This is a genomic window from Bradyrhizobium sp. ISRA442, from assembly GCF_038085055.1.
In the GTDB taxonomy this organism is placed as follows: domain Bacteria; phylum Pseudomonadota; class Alphaproteobacteria; order Rhizobiales; family Xanthobacteraceae; genus Bradyrhizobium.
This window is the reverse complement of record NZ_JALGCN010000005.1, coordinates 226,368-238,841: the sequence shown is the minus strand read 5'-3', so window position 1 is coordinate 238,841 and position 12,474 is coordinate 226,368. Positions and strand designations below refer to the sequence as shown.

The window sequence follows — 12,474 nt, the reverse complement described above, 5'->3', positions numbered from 1 at the left end:
TAGCCGAAGGCGTAACCCACCACTGTTCGTCTCCGCGGAAACGAAAGAGGTGGGTTACGCTTCGCTAACCCACCCCACGAGCTAATCCATCCTACGAAGCCACTACAGCCGCCGCAGCGCCACGGTCTCCACCACATGGTCCGCGCCCTTCTTCAGGATCAGGGTCGCGCGGGGGCGGGTGGGCAGGATGTTATCCTCGAGATTGGCGAGGTTGGTGCGCTCCCAGATGGCGATCGCGGTGGCGGTGGCCTCTTCATCCGACAGCAGCGCGTAGCGATGGAAGTAGGATTTTGGATTGGTGAACGCGGTATCGCGCAGCGCCAGGAAGCGCTTGATGTACCACTGCCGCAGCGCCGCTTCATCGGCGTCGATATAGACCGAGAAATCGAAGAAGTCGGAGACGACCGGCACCGCCTTGCCGTCGCGCGGCAACTTGCCGGTCTGCAGCACATTGACGCCCTCGACGATCAGAATGTCAGGCTGGTCGATCTCGATCCATTGGTTCGGCACAATGTCGTAAGTCAAATGCGAATAGACCGGTGCGCGCACACGGCGGCGGCCAGCCTTGATGTCGGAGAGGAAGCCGAGCAGCAGCGGCAGATCGTAGCTTTCCGGAAAACCCTTCTTCTGCATGATGCCCTGGCGCTCGAGCACGGCGTTCGGATACAGAAAGCCGTCGGTCGTGATCAGGTCGACCTTCGGACGCGGCGACCAGCGCGCGAGCAGGGCCTGGAGCACGCGGGCCGTGGTGGATTTTCCGACCGCGACCGAGCCGGCGACGCCGATGATGTAGGGCATCTTCCGGTCGCGGATGTTGAGGAACTGACGCTGCGCATAATACAGGCGCTGCATGGCATCGACATAGATCGACAACAGGCGCGACAGTGGCAGGTAGATGTCTTCGACCTCCTGAAGGTCGAGGCGGTCGTGCATCGAGCGCAGCCGATCGAACTCGCCAGGCTCCAGCGTCATCGGCGTATCGTCACGCAATCGCGCCCACTGCTCGCGCGTGAAGATGCGGTAGGGATTATAGATCTGCTCGGGTGCGCGGATATCCATGACCGTTCCCACCTTGGCTAGTCGCCCTTGCGCGACGCTTTCTCTTCCAACCCAGACATCGACGTCCGCTTGTCCAGCGCCGCCTCGACCTCTTCCAGCTTTACGCCGCGTGCCTTGAGCAACACAAGGAAGTGGTAGAGCAGGTCGGCGCTTTCGGCGATCAGATGCGCGCGATCGTTTTCGACTGCTGCGATTACGGTTTCGACTGCTTCCTCGCCGAACTTCTTGGCGCAATGCTCCGCGCCCTTGTCCAGGAGCTTGCGGGTATAGGAGCCCTCGCCACCGGACGCCGCGCGGGCATCGATGGTCTGAGCCAGGTCGTGGATCGTGAAACGCGGCATACAGGATACTCGGAACACGCACCGGCTGGTGAGCCGGTCACTGCCAGCTATGTAGCAGTTTTATGAATGGGAGTCGTCAGGCATCGAGGCGCATGGCCAGCCCGCACCGGGCCATGTGCTCCTTGGCTTCGCGGATGGTGAATTCCCCGAAGTGGAAGATCGAAGCGGCCAGCACCGCGGTCGCGTGCCCGTCGCGGATACCGTCGACGAGATGATCGAGATTGCCGACGCCGCCCGAGGCGATGACGGGGACAGGAATGCTGTCGGCGATGGCCCGGGTCAACGGGATGTCAAAGCCCTGCCTGGTGCCGTCGCGATCCATCGAGGTGAGCAGGATTTCACCGGCGCCGAGCGACACCACCTCCTGGGCATATTCGATGGCATCGATGCCAGTCGAGTTGCGCCCGCCATGCGTAAAAATCTCCCAGCGGTCGGAGCCCCCCGGGCGCTTGACGCGCTTGGCGTCGATCGCGACGACCACGCATTGTTCGCCAAATTTCTCGGCAGCTTCCTTGACGAATTCGCGTCGCGAGACCGCGGCGCTGTTGATCGAGACCTTGTCGGCGCCGGAGCGCAGCAGCGTCCTGATGTCGTCAATGGTCCGCACGCCGCCGCCGACGGTGACCGGCATGAAGCAGGCCTCCGCCGTGCGCCGGACCACGTCCAGCATGATGCCTCGGTTCTCGTGGGTCGCGGTGATGTCGAGAAAGCAGAGCTCGTCGGCGCCCGCGGCGTCATAGGCGATCGCCGCTTCGACGGGATCGCCGGCATCGCGCAGGTCGACGAAGTTGACGCCCTTGACGACCCGGCCGTCCTTGACGTCGAGGCAGGGGATCACGCGCACCTTGAACATCTGTCGTCTCCTAAGCGGCGCGCGCGTTGCGGATCAAGGCGAGGGCAGCCGTGGGATCGAGCCTGCCGTCGTAGAGCGCACGGCCGGCGATCGCGCCAGCGAGCCTCGATGCCCGCGGCGTCAGCATCGCCTTAACGTCCTCGATCGAGGCGAGGCCACCGGAGGCGATCACCGGAATGGAGATGGCGTCGGCCAGCGCGATGGTCGCATCCAGGTTCAGCCCCTTGAGCAAGCCGTCGCGGGCGATATCGGTGAAGATGATGGCTGCGACGCCGGCGTCCTCGAAACGCTGCGCGATCTCCAGCGCGGTCACCTGCGAGGTCTCGGCCCAGCCTTCGACCGCGACCTTGCCGTCGCGGGCATCGAGCCCGACCGCGACGCGGCCGGGGAATTTCTTCGCCGCCGCCTTCACCAGTTCGGGATCGCGCACGGCGGCAGTGCCGATGATGACGCGGCTGATGCCCTTGGCGAGCCAGGCTTCGACGGTGGCGAGATCGCGAATACCGCCGCCGAGCTGCACGGGAATCTTGATCGCGTTAAGCATGGCCTCGACCGCCTGCGCGTTCACCGGCTTGCCGGCAAAGGCGCCGTCGAGATCGACGACGTGCAGATATTCAAAGCCCTGCGTCACGAAGCTCTGCGCCTGCGCCGCGGGATCGAGATTGAACACGGTCGCGCGCGCCATGTCGCCTTGCTCGAGGCGCACGCATTGGCCGTTCTTGAGGTCGATGGCAGGAAAGAGAATCACGGCTTCCATCGCAAAAAGTTCGAGATCAGGGCGAGGCCAAAACGCTGGCTCTTCTCGGGGTGAAATTGCGTGCCCACGGCGGTGTCCTTCGCGACGATCGCGGTGACCGGCCCGCCGTAATCGGCGCGCGCGAGCACGTCCGCCTCATTGGCGGGATTGAGGTGATAGGAGTGCACGAAATAGGCGTGCTGGCCCTTGGGGCCGAGCGGCAGCTTGTTCAGCACCGGGTGCTCGCGCAGCACATCGAGCGTGTTCCAGCCCATGTGCGGGATCTTCAGGCTCTCGTCGCGGGGCGTGATCTTCTCGACATCGCCGGCGATCCAGTTCAGTCCTTCGGTGATGACATGCTCCTTGCCGCGGGTGGCGAAGAGCTGCATGCCGACGCAGATGCCGAACATCGGCCGTGCCTTGACCCTGACAGCTTCGGTGATCGCCTCGACCATGCCGTTCACGGCATCGAGCCCGCGCCGGCAATCGGCGAAAGCACCGACGCCAGGCAGCACCAGGCGGTCGGCACCATAGGCCTGGTCCGGATCACTGGTAACGAAGACTTTTTGCGGATTCTCCAGGCTGCGCGCGGCGCGCTCGAACGCCTTGGCGGCAGAATGCAGATTACCGGAACCGTAATCGATGATGGCAACGCTCATCTTGACCCTCCCGGTTCTGGAAACAATCCGATGATGCCGCCCGCCGGCAGCGGCGGCGGGCTGGAGAATTGCTGACCCGGCACGTTGCGGGTCGGGGGCGGGCCACCGCGATCGACCGCCCATTGATCATTGACGATGCCGCGCTGCTTCTGGCTCCAGCGCTCGAAGAAGCGCCGCTCGGCGGTGTCCTCGTCATCGGCGACGACGACATCGAGCTGGCGCCAGTTACCGCGCGACAGGGTCCAGCGGCGCAGGCTCGAGGCCTCAAAGCCCATCAGCAGGGCAATGATAATGTCGGCGAAGAAGATCGAGATGCGGCCGAGTCCGAGGCTGGACAGCCCCGCATAGAACGCGGCGGCGAAGATCAGCCAGCCGATCAGCGCCAGCCAGAGCCGGTTCCAGAGCAGCCACAACGGGCCGAGCACCATCGCCCAGAAGTGAAAGCCGTCGCGCACGAACACGAACTTGTCGATCGCGCGCAGGTCGGCCCCGCCGGGGGAGGGAGCATGAACTGTGTAGACAGACATTTTGGATGCCCCGTTCTTGAGGATTGAGTAGAAGCCGCCAGCACCGCCTTGGCACCGCCGAACGAAGAGGTCAGCCGCCGAGCGAGCCCTTGGTGGAGGGCACCTCGCCCGCCGCCCGCGGATCGATCACGACCGCCGCCCGCAGCGCCCGCGCCAGACCCTTGAAGCAGGACTCGGCGATATGGTGGCTGTTCTCGCCATATAGGGTCTCGACGTGGAGAGTCACGCCGGCATTCATGGCGAAGGCATGAAACCATTCGCGCACGAGCTCGGTATCGAACTCGCCGATCTTGTCGCGGGCGAAATCGACCTTGAACACCAGGACCGGCCGGCCCGAGATGTCGATCACGACGCGCGACAGCGTCTCGTCCATGGGCAGGTGGACGTCGGCATAGCGGGTGATGCCGGCCATGCTGCCGAGCGCCTGCTTGACGGCCTGCCCCAGCGCAATACCGGTGTCCTCGGTGGTATGATGATGATCAATGTGCAGGTCGCCCACCGCCTTGACCGAGAGGTCGATGCGGGAATGACGGGCGAGGAGATCGAGCATATGGTCGAAAAAGCCGATGCCGGTCGCGATGTTGGACGCGCCGGAGCCATCGAGGTTCACAGTCACCTCGATGTCGGTCTCTTTGGTCTTGCGCTTGATCGTCGCGGTGCGCATTGGTCCACCTAAGCCGGAAACGGCGGTCTTTTAACAGCCAAATGACGCCTTCGCTACTGCGGGAACGACCTAGCAGGGCGGCACTTGCGTCTATGGTGAGCGGAATTTGGGCCCGGAGCGGCCCGTTGTGCCGCCGCCTCCGACCCCCTAAATCAGGCCGGACAACGAGGTATTTCATGCAGGATTCCCGAAACAGCCTGCCGGTGTGGCACGGCACCACGATTTTGACGGTCCGCAAGGGCGGCAAGGTGGTGGTCGGCGGCGACGGCCAGGTTTCGATCGGCCAGACCGTCATCAAGTCCAACGCCAAGAAGGTCCGCAAGCTCGGCAAGGGCGACGTCATCGGCGGCTTCGCCGGCGCCACCGCCGACGCCTTCACCCTGTTCGAGCGGCTGGAGAGCAAGCTCGAGCAATATCCGGGGCAATTGACCCGGGCCGCGGTCGAGCTTGCCAAGGACTGGCGCACCGATCGCTATTTGCGGCGGCTGGAGGCCATGATGATCGTGGCCGACAAGGACGTCTCCCTGGTCCTGACCGGTACCGGCGACGTGCTCGAGCCGGAGGCCGGCGTGATGGCGATTGGCTCCGGCGGCAATTACGCGCTGGCCGCAGCCCGCGCCCTGCTCGACACCGACAAGGACGCCGAGACCATCGTCCGCCGCTCGCTCGATATCGCCGCCGAAATTTGCGTCTACACCAACCGCAACGTCACCATCGAGAGCCTGTCGAGCGGCTAGAGGATGGCGCCCGCCTACACCTTCCGTCCGATGACCCCGGCCGACCTGCCGCTGATCCGGCGATGGCTCGGCGAGGCGCATGTGCGGGAATGGTGGGGCGATCCGGACGAGCAGTTCGCGCTGGTGAGCGGCGACCTCACTGAGCCAGCGATGGATCAGTTCATCGTGTTGGCCGGGATGCGACCCTTCGGCTATCTTCAGTGCTATCGCCTGACCGCCTGGAATACGGGCTTTGGGCCGCAACCGGAGGGCACGCGTGGGATCGACCAGTTCATCGGCGAGAGCGACATGGTCGCGCGCGGCCATGGCTCGGCCTTCATCCGTCAGTTCGTCGACGCGCAGCTCCGGGACGGCCTGCCGCGCATGGTGACCGATCCCGACCCGCTCAATCTGCGCGCGCTATGCGCCTATGAGAAGGCGGGGTTCGTCCGCGACAGCATGGTGGAAACACCTGACGGACCCGCACTCTTGATGGTGCGCGAGCCGTGACGCTGGCGCACATCCACAAGACCAAGGCTGCTTTTCCGCCGCTTGCATGGGTCGCCATCGCGCTGTTGCTGCTGGCGCTGCAGGCCTCGATCCTGTTCGCGATGGGGCGGGTGCCGATCTGCACCTGCGGCTACGTCAAGCTCTGGCACGGCGTGGTGAACAGCTCGGAGAATTCCCAGCATATCGCCGACTGGTACAGTTTCTCGCACATCCTTCACGGCTTCCTGTTCTATGGGCTGACCTGGCTTCTGTTCTCGCGCCAGCCTTTGCTACCGCTCCCTCTTCCAAGTTTGTCTTGGCCGGCGCGGCTGATCGTCGCCATGTTGATCGAAGGCACCTGGGAGATCGTCGAGAATTCGCCGTTCATCATCGAGCGCTATCGCGCCGGCACGATCTCGCTGGACTATTACGGCGACAGCATCGTCAACTCGGTCTCGGACACGCTGTTCATGGTACTGGGCTTCCTTGCAGCCCGCGGTCTGCCGGTCACGGCCACTATCCTGATCGGGCTCGCCTTCGAGGTCATGATGGCGCTGCATATTCGCGACAATCTGACGCTGAACATTTTGATGCTGATCCATCCGATCGATGCCGTGAAACAATGGCAGTCGGGCCCGCCGATCATCTGACGACCAAAAAAGCGGCTTGTCCCGGCCTGCTTCTGACCCTAGCTAAGACCCATGACAGACTTCTCCCCCCGCGAAATCGTTTCCGAACTCGACCGTTTCATCGTCGGCCAATCCGAGGCCAAGCGCGCCGTCTCGATCGCGCTGCGGAACCGCTGGCGCCGCCAGCAGCTCCAAGGCTCCTTGCGCGAGGAGGTTCTGCCGAAGAACATTTTGATGATCGGCCCGACCGGCGTCGGCAAGACCGAGATCGCGCGGCGGCTCGCCAAGCTGGCCAACGCGCCGTTCCTCAAGGTGGAAGCCACGAAATTCACCGAGGTCGGCTATGTCGGCCGCGACGTCGAGCAGATCGTGCGCGACCTTCTCGAGGTCGCGATCACCCAAGTGCGCGAGCGCAAGCGCAAGGACGTGCAGGCGCGCGCGCAACTTGCCGCGGAGGAGCGCGTGCTCGACGCGCTGGTCGGCGCCAACTCCAGCGCCGCCACGCGGGAGTCCTTCCGCAAGAAGCTGCGCGCGGGCGAGCTTAACGACAAGGAAATCGAGATCGAGACGCAGTCGTCCGGCAGCGGTCTTCCGATGTTCGAGATTCCGGGCATGCCGGGTGCGCAGATGGGCGCGATCTCGATCGGCGACATTTTCGGCAAGTTGGGTGGCCGCAGCAAGACGCGGCGGCTGACCGTGGAGGGCTCGCACGAGATCCTCGTCAACGAGGAATCCGACAAACTCCTGGACAACGATCAGTTGACCCTGGAAGCGATCAGCGCGGTCGAGAATAACGGTATCGTGTTCCTCGACGAGATCGACAAAATCTGCGCACGCGACGGCCGCGTCGGCGGTGACGTCTCGCGCGAGGGCGTGCAGCGCGATCTCCTGCCGCTGATCGAGGGCACCACGGTGTCCACCAAGCACGGCACGGTGAAGACCGACCACATCCTGTTCATCGCCTCCGGCGCGTTCCATGTCGCAAAACCGTCCGACCTGCTGCCGGAATTGCAGGGCCGCTTGCCGATCCGCGTCGAGTTGCAGGCACTGAGCCGCGACGACATGCGGCGCATCCTGACCGAGCCGGAGGCCTCGCTGATCAAGCAATACGTCGCGTTGATGCAGACCGAGGGCGTGACGCTCGACATCACCGACGGCGCCATCGATGCGCTTGCCGACATCGCGGTGGCCGTGAACTCGTCCGTCGAGAACATCGGCGCGCGGCGGCTCCAGACCGTGATGGAGCGGGTGCTGGACGAGATCTCCTTCACCGCGCCCGACCGCAACGGCGACACCGTCCGGGTCGACGCGGATTACGTGCAGAAGCACGTCGGCGACCTCGCCAAGAACGCCGATCTGAGCCGGTTTATTTTGTAATTCCGGGCCAGCGCGCTATCTATGCCGCCGTCGTCCTGGCGAGAGCCAGGACCCACTACCCCCAGCGGTCCTTGTTGAATCAGATGGCGGCTCCGATCTTAGCTCGAACTACTTGCTGTGGTCATGGGTCCCTGATCGGCGCTCGCTCCAGACAACTCTGCGCGTTGCCAGGAGTTCGCTTGTCCGGGACGACGATGGAGACCGACGCACGGCAGGTGTGGCGTGCGCACTAGCTTTTGGCAAAATCCCTGGCGGCTCTTGCTTGGCATCAACGCTGTCGTCATCGCCGGCGTCTTCATTCACAAGATCCAGCTCCCGCCTTACGTCCCCTACGTCCACCTCCTCGTCGACTACCATTTCGGCTTCATCAAGCGCGCGCTGATTGGGGCGGTCGTCGCGCTGTTCACGGCGAAGGTGCCGGTGTGGCTGGTGTTCGCGCTCGGCGGCGCAACTTGGCTGGCGACGCTGGCGCTGTTCGCAAAGCTGTTTCACAAGGCCTTCGGCTTTGCCAGGAAGACGCTGCCGCTGTTCGTCTTCATGGCGGGCTCGCCGTTCTTTCTGAAGAACTTCATGCACACGCTCGGCCATTTCGACATCTATGGCTGTGCTCTGGCAATCGTCCTGCTGCTGGTACCTGCGGGCTCACTGCTGTTCGTCGCGCTCGCCGCGCTGTTCTCGATCATTCTCGTGCTGATCCACCACATTCATCTTCTCATGTATGTGCCGACGATCATCACCATCGTCACGATCAGGCACTATCTCGCCTACGGCCTCAACCGCGCCAACGTCGCCGTCGGGATCATCGCTTTCCTCATCATCTCCGTGCTGTTCTTCGCGGCGCAGTTTTTGGGGACGATGCCGATCCCGGAAGCGGATTTCGTGGAGCACCTGAAAACGCGTATGCCCGATCCCTCTCGTACCGATCTCCTGCAGTTCAGTTACATCTGGTATCAGCCGCTGGCGAAGGAGATTTCGGACACCTGGAGGTGGATGCCCCACAACATCCTCGGCGTGCCCGTTTTCGCGCTGCTGATCTGGCTGCACACGCCGCTGTGGCGCTATTTCGCCGGCCTGATCCGCGCGCTGGCAAGCGAGGCGCACCGCCGTCTCGTCGTCGCGGCTTTGATCGGCGTCAGCTTCGCCTACGTCGTGATGTTTGCGATGGTGTTCGACTATTCGCGCTGGATCTCGAACTGGGCGGTCTGCATGTTCCTGATCCTGCATGCGGTGAAGATGCTGCCGGCCAAACATGAAACGCCGCTGATTCCGGCGGAGGATCGTAAGATCAATATTTTCGGCTTGATCGTCACCCTGATCCCGCGCGTCGGAATCGTGCGACCGTTCTAAAATCTAGCGCGACGGATCCGGACATACAGCGCGCCCTCGCCGCCGTGGCCGATATGCGCCTCCTCGAAGCCGACGACGAAGGCGCGAAATTCCGGCAGGCTGAGCCACTCCGGCACCTGGCGGCGCAGCACGCCGCTTTCGCCGCCGCTGCGGCCCTTGCCGGTGATGACGAGCACGAAAGTGAGGCCGTCATGGTGCGCCCGTTGCAGGAAACCCGAGAGCGCGCGATGGGCCCGCATCTGGGTCATGCCGTGCAGGTCGAGCCGCGCCTCGATCTCGCTGCGGCCGCGCGACAGTTTTGTGCGCTCGCGCTTGCCGAGCGGCGCCAAAGGCGGCATGGCCGGTTTGGCCGCACGCGGCGACGGTGCTGCAGCAATGGGCCTCGCCGTCGGGGCAGGCTTGCCGACGGGTGCAGCGGGCGGTGGCTCGGAGCGCGGTGCCGGATGCGCCTTCGCCGCGCGATGCTTCCTCAACGGCTTCACCTGCCGCGCGACGAGGTCCCACAGCTCGCGCTCTTCCTCGCTGAGCGCACGACGGCGCGGCGGGGGACGCTGATCCAACACGGGCGGACGGGACGATCGCTTCATTGCCGGTTGGAACGACGATTCACCTGACGGCGCGGCTCGCGGGCGGGCCTGATGTTGGGACGCGGCTCCGGCAGCGGCACCGGGCTCGCCACCGCGACGGTGGCGTCCTTGGCTTGTGGCACGGCTGGTGAAGCCGCGCCAGCTTTCGCTGATTCAGCCGGCTTGGCCGCGGCCGCAGCGCCCTTCGAATCTGTCGCGGCATCGGTTTGCGGAAACAATTTTGCGATCTTTGCCGATGGCCGCGGATCCGGCACCGGCAACCTTTGGCCGCGCGCGACGGGATCGAGGCTCTTCGGCACCAGCATCACGAAATGCATGCTGTGGCGCAGCCGTCCGGAGACGCGGCCGGCCTCCTGGCCCGCGCCGAAATAGAGATCGGCGCGCGCCGGTCCAATGATGGCCGAGCCGGTATCCTGCGCGATCATCAGGCGATGGAACGGCGTCTTGGATCGTTCCGAATCGATCGGCAGTTCGCCTTCGATGAAGAAAGGCGTTCCGTAGACATGCAGGGATTTGTCGACCGCGATCGACCGGCCCGCCGTCAGCGGAATGCCTTGTGCGCCGACCGCCTCGTCCTTGTCGGACAGGTTGACCTCGCGGAAGAAGATGTAGGAGCGGTTCTGCCGGCGCAACTCCTTGGCGCCGTCAGGATTCTGGGCCATCCACTCCCTGATCTTCTGCATTGACATCTCCTCCTTCGGGATGATGCCACGCTCGATCAGGATGCGACCGACGGCTGTGTAGGGATAGCCGTTATACGCGTCGTAGTTGAGCCGGATGGTCGCGCCGTCGTCGAACTTGATTCGCGCCGAGCCCTGGATCTGCGCGAATAGGAGATCGGTGGGATCTTTCAGCCAGCAGATTTCGAGCCCGCGACCGGCGATAATGCCGTCCTCGATCTCGCCGCGATCGTAATAGGGCACGAGCTTGCGGCGGCCGATCTTGCGGTAGACCGGGCCCTTGTTGGGCAGACTGACCGAGTCCTGCTTGTAGCCGCGCACGAACAGGTTCGAAGGACGGCGATAGACCGGGACGTTGTAGACGTCGGTTTGGGTGCGCGAGCCCTCGAGCACCGGTTCGTAATAGCCTGTCACGAAGCCGTCGGGTTCGCCGAGCCGCGAGATGCGCAGGGGCGAGAAATTGTTCTCGAAGAACGTCTTCGCTTTGGCGTCGTCGGTGAGCTCGAGCGATCTGGCGACTCGGCAGGGTTCGCCCAGCGAGGCACCCAAGGCCTTCGGTTCTACTGTGCCGTTTTGCGCGTTGATCGAGCGGCAGCTCGCGCGAAACGTCTTGTAGGCAGCGAGATGATCATCATTGTTCCAGCCCTTCACGTCAGCCCAGGCCAGCGGCAGATATTGCGCGCCGGTAATTTCGAGCGGAAGGGCGAGCTGCGGATACGGCAAGGCCCGCACCGGCAGTGCGGTTTCGGGAGGTTGGTGGTGATGGCTGCGGTAATGACGTCGCGCCGCCTCGGCGCCAAGCGAAAACGACGATAGCGCGACGACACCTGCGCACAGCGCCGTCGCGCTATTCTTCAGGACAAGCTTAATTCGCGCTTCCGGTGCCAACCAACTTCCAGTTCGGATCGCGAGAGGTGGTGTCGCGGGCAAACGTCCAGATATCGGTGATGTCGGCAACCTTGTCGGGGTTGCCGTCGACGATGTTGCCGGCCTTGTCGCGAGTGACCGAGATCATCTGCGAGACGAAGCGCACGGTGAGCTGTGCAGTGCGGTCGCGCAGCTCGGCGCCCACGAGCTCGGCCTTGTCGATCGAGACGAAGCGTGTCTCGGTCTTCTGCTCGTTCTTCTCGCGCTCCTTGATCGCGGCGTCGAAGCTCTCATAGACCTCCGATGACAAGAGATCGCGCAGCGCTCGGCGGTCGCCATTGGCAAAGGCCAGCACGATCATCTCGTAGGCCCCGCGGGCACCCGACAGGAAGTGCCGGGGATCGAAGGCAGAATCCTTCTCGACGATCGCGTCCAAGCCCTGGGCCAGCGCGGTGCCGGGCTCGGTCAGACCTTTCCAGCGATCGGACGGCGGGTTCGGCTCAGCGGTCGGCGCCAGCGGGGCCTGATCGATCACCTTGCCCGGCATGGTCACGACGTTCTTGTCCTGGGCACCCTGGAGCGCATTGCGGGCGGGGCGATCGAAAGGTGGCCGCTCATTGCCCGTTCGCTGCCCCAGCACACTGCGCAGCCGCAGGAAGATAAAGACCGCCAGCGCTAGGAAGATGATGGTGTAGATATCCACGTGGTATTCGCTTTCTGGTCTGGTCTTCTAGAGAGGTGTTCGCCGGGAAAATCGCTCCGGCCAGTAGACCGTTCCACGCGGGAACGGCAAGATTTCATCGCCATTTTAGGTCCGGCTCTCGAGGGCCGACATCGGGCTCATCGGATGTAGGCACGAAATCTTGCCCGGCCAATGGCGCCTTTTGGCACAGCGCCGATTGTAGCGCGTTTTATGCTCGAGGGGAAACCCGATCCGGCCTGG

At 63.9% G+C, this 12,474-nt stretch carries 15 protein-coding genes; 5 read left to right on the top strand and 10 right to left on the bottom strand.

Going from position 1 to position 12,474, the window contains the following annotated elements; all coding sequences use genetic code 11:
- Positions 1-102 precede the first annotated feature (102 nt).
- The 7 genes from coaA to hisB all read right to left on the bottom strand — a co-directional run bounded on the left by coaA (position 103) and on the right by hisB (position 4,839).
- Positions 103-1,059, bottom strand: a complete 957-nt coding sequence (coaA, locus tag MTR72_RS13395) for a type I pantothenate kinase (RefSeq protein ID WP_280967499.1) — start codon at positions 1,057-1,059, stop codon at positions 103-105.
- Between the two features lie 17 nt (positions 1,060-1,076).
- Positions 1,077-1,400, bottom strand: a complete 324-nt coding sequence (locus MTR72_RS13390) for a phosphoribosyl-ATP diphosphatase (protein ID WP_280967500.1) — start codon at positions 1,398-1,400, stop codon at positions 1,077-1,079.
- Between the two features lie 76 nt (positions 1,401-1,476).
- Complete coding sequence (gene hisF / locus MTR72_RS13385) at positions 1,477-2,253, bottom strand: imidazole glycerol phosphate synthase subunit HisF (RefSeq protein ID WP_341510400.1); 777 nt, start codon at positions 2,251-2,253, stop codon at positions 1,477-1,479.
- A 10-nt stretch (positions 2,254-2,263) separates the two neighbouring features.
- Positions 2,264-3,001 (bottom strand): 1-(5-phosphoribosyl)-5-[(5-phosphoribosylamino)methylideneamino]imidazole-4-carboxamide isomerase, encoded by a 738-nt coding sequence (hisA, locus tag MTR72_RS13380; protein WP_280967502.1) that lies wholly within the window; start codon positions 2,999-3,001, stop codon positions 2,264-2,266.
- A complete protein-coding gene (hisH, locus tag MTR72_RS13375) occupies positions 2,998-3,648 on the bottom strand; it encodes an imidazole glycerol phosphate synthase subunit HisH (protein ID WP_027554055.1) in 651 nt (216 codons plus the stop codon). Before hisH ends, hisA begins: the two co-directional genes overlap by 4 nt.
- Positions 3,645-4,175, bottom strand: coding sequence for a DUF2628 domain-containing protein (locus tag MTR72_RS13370; protein WP_341510399.1), 531 nt, complete (start codon positions 4,173-4,175; stop codon positions 3,645-3,647). The genes hisH and MTR72_RS13370 overlap by 4 nt, the downstream gene beginning before the upstream one ends.
- Positions 4,176-4,245: 70 nt before the next feature.
- Positions 4,246-4,839 carry an imidazoleglycerol-phosphate dehydratase HisB gene (hisB, locus tag MTR72_RS13365; protein ID WP_280967504.1) on the bottom strand — a complete coding sequence of 198 codons (594 nt, stop codon included), beginning with the start codon at positions 4,837-4,839 and terminating at the stop codon, positions 4,246-4,248.
- 176 nt (positions 4,840-5,015) lie between these two features.
- On the opposite strand from hisB, the gene hslV reads away from it, so the two are divergent.
- The 5 genes from hslV (at position 5,016) to MTR72_RS13340 (ending at position 9,397) form a co-directional block, all read left to right on the top strand.
- Positions 5,016-5,576, top strand: coding sequence for an ATP-dependent protease subunit HslV (gene hslV, locus MTR72_RS13360; RefSeq protein WP_280967505.1), 561 nt, complete (start codon positions 5,016-5,018; stop codon positions 5,574-5,576).
- Positions 5,577-5,579: 3 nt separating this feature from the next.
- Positions 5,580-6,065 carry a GNAT family N-acetyltransferase gene (locus MTR72_RS13355; RefSeq protein ID WP_280967506.1) on the top strand — a complete coding sequence of 162 codons (486 nt, stop codon included), beginning with the start codon at positions 5,580-5,582 and terminating at the stop codon, positions 6,063-6,065.
- Positions 6,062-6,694 carry a DUF2585 domain-containing protein gene (locus tag MTR72_RS13350; RefSeq protein WP_280967507.1) on the top strand — a complete coding sequence of 211 codons (633 nt, stop codon included), beginning with the start codon at positions 6,062-6,064 and terminating at the stop codon, positions 6,692-6,694. Before MTR72_RS13355 ends, MTR72_RS13350 begins: the two co-directional genes overlap by 4 nt.
- 51 nt (positions 6,695-6,745) lie before the next feature.
- Positions 6,746-8,050, top strand: coding sequence for an ATP-dependent protease ATPase subunit HslU (gene hslU, locus MTR72_RS13345; protein WP_280967508.1), 1,305 nt, complete (start codon positions 6,746-6,748; stop codon positions 8,048-8,050).
- A 222-nt stretch (positions 8,051-8,272) separates the two neighbouring features.
- Positions 8,273-9,397 carry a hypothetical protein gene (locus MTR72_RS13340; RefSeq protein WP_280967509.1) on the top strand — a complete coding sequence of 375 codons (1,125 nt, stop codon included), beginning with the start codon at positions 8,273-8,275 and terminating at the stop codon, positions 9,395-9,397.
- Here MTR72_RS13340 and MTR72_RS13335 read toward each other — a convergent pair.
- From MTR72_RS13335 to MTR72_RS13325, 3 genes are read right to left on the bottom strand one after another with little or no spacing between them, the layout of a single operon-like run.
- On the bottom strand, positions 9,394-9,984 hold the full coding sequence (locus MTR72_RS13335) for a Smr/MutS family protein (RefSeq protein ID WP_280967510.1): 591 nt from the start codon (positions 9,982-9,984) through the stop codon (positions 9,394-9,396). The two genes, MTR72_RS13340 and MTR72_RS13335, sit on opposite strands and share 4 nt — an antisense overlap.
- Entirely contained in the window at positions 9,981-11,552 is a 1,572-nt protein-coding gene (mltA, locus tag MTR72_RS13330; protein WP_280967511.1) for a murein transglycosylase A, read from the bottom strand. The genes MTR72_RS13335 and mltA overlap by 4 nt, the downstream gene beginning before the upstream one ends.
- Positions 11,530-12,234, bottom strand: a complete 705-nt coding sequence (locus tag MTR72_RS13325; RefSeq protein WP_280967512.1) for a Tim44/TimA family putative adaptor protein — start codon at positions 12,232-12,234, stop codon at positions 11,530-11,532. The genes mltA and MTR72_RS13325 overlap by 23 nt, the downstream gene beginning before the upstream one ends.
- Between the last annotated feature and the right edge of the window lie 240 nt (positions 12,235-12,474).

What these genes read in the sequence shown, in the direction of transcription:
- MTR72_RS13335 (WP_280967510.1), bottom strand. Translation starts at nt 9,984, where the DNA reads ATGAAGCGATCGTCCCGTCCGCCCGTGTTGGATCAGCGTCCCCCGCCG.
- hisB (WP_280967504.1), bottom strand. Translation starts at nt 4,839, where the DNA reads ATGCGCACCGCGACGATCAAGCGCAAGACCAAAGAGACCGACATCGAG.
- hslU (WP_280967508.1), top strand. Translation starts at nt 6,746, where the DNA reads ATGACAGACTTCTCCCCCCGCGAAATCGTTTCCGAACTCGACCGTTTC.
- hisH (WP_027554055.1), bottom strand. Translation starts at nt 3,648, where the DNA reads ATGAGCGTTGCCATCATCGATTACGGTTCCGGTAATCTGCATTCTGCC.
- hisF (WP_341510400.1), bottom strand. Translation starts at nt 2,253, where the DNA reads ATGTTCAAGGTGCGCGTGATCCCCTGCCTCGACGTCAAGGACGGCCGG.
- MTR72_RS13390 (WP_280967500.1), bottom strand. Translation starts at nt 1,400, where the DNA reads ATGCCGCGTTTCACGATCCACGACCTGGCTCAGACCATCGATGCCCGC.
- hslV (WP_280967505.1), top strand. Translation starts at nt 5,016, where the DNA reads ATGCAGGATTCCCGAAACAGCCTGCCGGTGTGGCACGGCACCACGATT.
- MTR72_RS13370 (WP_341510399.1), bottom strand. Translation starts at nt 4,175, where the DNA reads ATGTCTGTCTACACAGTTCATGCTCCCTCCCCCGGCGGGGCCGACCTG.
- MTR72_RS13355 (WP_280967506.1), top strand. Translation starts at nt 5,580, where the DNA reads ATGGCGCCCGCCTACACCTTCCGTCCGATGACCCCGGCCGACCTGCCG.
- coaA (WP_280967499.1), bottom strand. Translation starts at nt 1,059, where the DNA reads ATGGATATCCGCGCACCCGAGCAGATCTATAATCCCTACCGCATCTTC.